The 2,509-nt window shown below is 62.1% G+C and carries 3 protein-coding genes; all 3 read left to right on the top strand.

Annotation, left to right across the window (positions count from 1 at the left end):
- The first annotated feature begins 134 nt into the window (after positions 1-134).
- Positions 135-482: an IS66 family insertion sequence element accessory protein TnpB gene (gene tnpB / locus ABIB66_RS43415; protein WP_007591027.1), complete on the top strand. Its 348-nt coding sequence runs from the start codon at positions 135-137 to the stop codon at positions 480-482.
- Positions 483-554: 72 nt separating this feature from the next.
- A complete protein-coding gene (gene tnpC / locus ABIB66_RS43410) occupies positions 555-2,168 on the top strand; it encodes an IS66 family transposase (RefSeq protein ID WP_219685683.1) in 1,614 nt (537 codons plus the stop codon).
- Positions 2,168-2,461, top strand: a complete 294-nt coding sequence (locus ABIB66_RS43405) for a hypothetical protein (RefSeq protein ID WP_007590556.1) — start codon at positions 2,168-2,170, stop codon at positions 2,459-2,461. The genes tnpC and ABIB66_RS43405 overlap by 1 nt, the downstream gene beginning before the upstream one ends.
- Positions 2,462-2,509 lie beyond the last annotated feature (48 nt).

The raw sequence follows: 2,509 nt of genomic DNA, 5'->3' as shown, positions 1-2,509 counted from the left end.
GCCCCAGCGGTGATTTCGCCCCGGAGGCGCCGGGGCCTGATCGAGATCGAACTCGGTGGCGGCAAGCGTGTCAGCGTTGACGAGAACGTCGATGCTGACGCGTTGGGGCGGGTCCTTGATGTTCTGAGCCGGCGATGATCCCGATACCGGGTGGCGTCAGAGTCTGGATCGCAACCGGCCACACCGACATGCGTCGCGGCATGCAGGGTCTGGCTTTGCAGGTTCAGGAGAGCCTGAAGCGGGATCCCCACGCCGGAGATCTCTATATCTTCCGAGGCCGGCGTGGCGATTTGGCAAAGATCCTCTGGCATGACGGGATCGGGCTGTCGCTCTATGCGAAACGCTTGGATCGCGGAAAGTTCATCTGGCCTTCGGCGTCAGGTGACGCGGTGTCGATCTCGGCGGCGCAGATGGCGTACATGCTCGAAGGGATCGATTGGCGCAATCCACAACTGACGTGGCGGCCGACAAGGGCGGGATGAGCGAAGAAAAATGTGGAAACCCGCGTATTTTGGGGTGCCGCAAATCACTAAAACTATGATTCACTTCGTCTCATGGATGCTGATCGCGCCGCTCTTGCCGAAGAAAACGCCGCGCTGAAAGCGGAGCTGGCGGTAGCGCGGGCAAAGGCGTCGGAGGACGCCGCGCTGATTGTGCAGCAGACCTTGCGGATAGCGAAGCTCGAGCGCCAGGTTTACGGCCAGAAATCGGAGCGCTCGGCGCGGTTGATCGACCAGCTGGCGCTTACCTTCGAAGAATTGGAAGCTAACGCGACGGAAGACGAATTGGCGGCGGAGCAGGCAGTCGCCAAAACGACTACGGTTGACGGATTTACGCGCAAGCGCGCTGAGCGCAACACGTTCCCAGACCACCTTCCGCGCGAGCGGGTGGTGATCGATCCGCCGACGGCGTGCGAATGCTGCGGCGGCAATCGCTTGCGCAAGCTCGGCGAAGATGTGACCCGAACGCTGGAATCGGTGCCGCGTCAGTGGAAGGTAATCGAGACGGTGCGCGAGAAGTTCTCTTGCCGCGACTGCGAGAAGATCAGCCAGGCACCGGCGCCATTCCATGTGATCCCGCGAGGGTGGGCGGGGCCGAGCCTGCTGGCCATGCTGCTCTATGAGAAGTTCGGCCAGCATCAGCCTCTGAACCGGCAAACCGAGCGTTACGCGTTGGAAGGCGTGCCGATCAGTCTGTCGACCGCAGCCGACGCCGTCGGAGCGTGCTGCACGGTATTGGAGCCGCTGTTGCGTCTGTTGGAAGCCCACGTCATGGCATCCGAACGCCTCCACGGCGACGACACCACCGTGCCCGTGCTGGCCTTGGGCAAGTGCGATGTCGCTCGATGCTGGGTCTATGTAAAGGACGACCGCCCCTTCGGCGGCTCAGATCCGCCGGCGGCAATGTTCTATTACTCGCGCGATCGAAGGGGCGAGCATCCGCAGGCGCATCTGGCCAACTATAGCGGTATCCTGCAGGCCGACGCCTTCGGCGGATACACCAAACTCTACGAGCCCCCGCGAAGTCCTGGGCCTATCAGGGAGGCGGCCTGTTGGGTGCATGCCCGGCGCCCGTTCTTCGCCATGGCGGATCTTGAGGAAAACGCGCGACGTAAGGCTGCTGGCAAGAAGGAGATCGCCCTCTCGCCGATTGCGATCGAGATCGTGCGTCGCATCGACGCCCTCTTCGCAATCGAGCGCACGATCAATGGCCAAGGCGCCGACCACCGAGAGGCTGTCCGCCAGGCGCAGAGCGCTCCGTTGGTTGCCGATCTGGAAGCCTATATGCGTGAGCAGTGCGCCAAGCTCTCCCGCGGTCACGATCTGGCCAAGGCCATGAACTACATGTTCAAGCGCTGGGGCTCCTTCACACGCTTCCTCGACGATGGCCGCGTCTGTCTCTCGAACAACGCCGCCGAAAGAGCGCTGCGCGGCATCGCATTGGGCAGAAAGTCTTGGTTATTCTGCGGGTCCGACCGCGGAGGGCGTCGTGCCGCCGCCATGTATAGCCTCATCGTCTCTGCGAAGATGAACGACGTCGATCCTCAGGTCTGGCTTGCCGATGTACTCGCTCGCATCGCCATCCACCCCGCCCACAGGCTCGATGAGCTGCTGCCCTGGAACTGGAAGATTGCGCAACAGCAAGGCCTCGCGGCGCAGGCGGCTTGATGGGGCCCGTCAACAAAGTCAGCCACGTGTTTACCCTCGGCCATGTCGCCGAGATGCTTGGAGAAGACGAGGAATGGCTGTTCGAGGTCGCCGAAGAAATGGACCCCGAGGATGGCCAGCTATGGGTCGTGGGCGTCGGTGAAGATGGGGTGATGGCGTTCACCGATGAGGGGATCGAGAACCTCAAAGAGCTGATCGCAATCCACAAAGAGGACCCTAGCATCATCGAAAAACGCCGCCAAGTGCTCGCTGCGACGATGAAGCCGAAAACCGAGGAGTCCGACGAGCTCTAACGGTTAACTGGAAAGATCAGCGCGCTGCGGCCTACCGCGTAGGGTTAC

The sequence above is a fragment of the Bradyrhizobium sp. F1.13.3 genome (genome assembly GCF_040548265.1).
Classification (GTDB): domain Bacteria; phylum Pseudomonadota; class Alphaproteobacteria; order Rhizobiales; family Xanthobacteraceae; genus Bradyrhizobium.
This window is presented reverse-complemented; position numbering and strand designations above follow the sequence as displayed.

Excerpts from the sequence above, each read along its gene's own strand:
- ABIB66_RS43405 (WP_007590556.1), top strand. The coding sequence starts at position 2,168 with ATGGGGCCCGTCAACAAAGTCAGCCACGTGTTTACCCTCGGCCATGTC.
- tnpB (WP_007591027.1), top strand. The coding sequence starts at position 135 with ATGATCCCGATACCGGGTGGCGTCAGAGTCTGGATCGCAACCGGCCAC.
- tnpC (WP_219685683.1), top strand. The coding sequence starts at position 555 with ATGGATGCTGATCGCGCCGCTCTTGCCGAAGAAAACGCCGCGCTGAAA.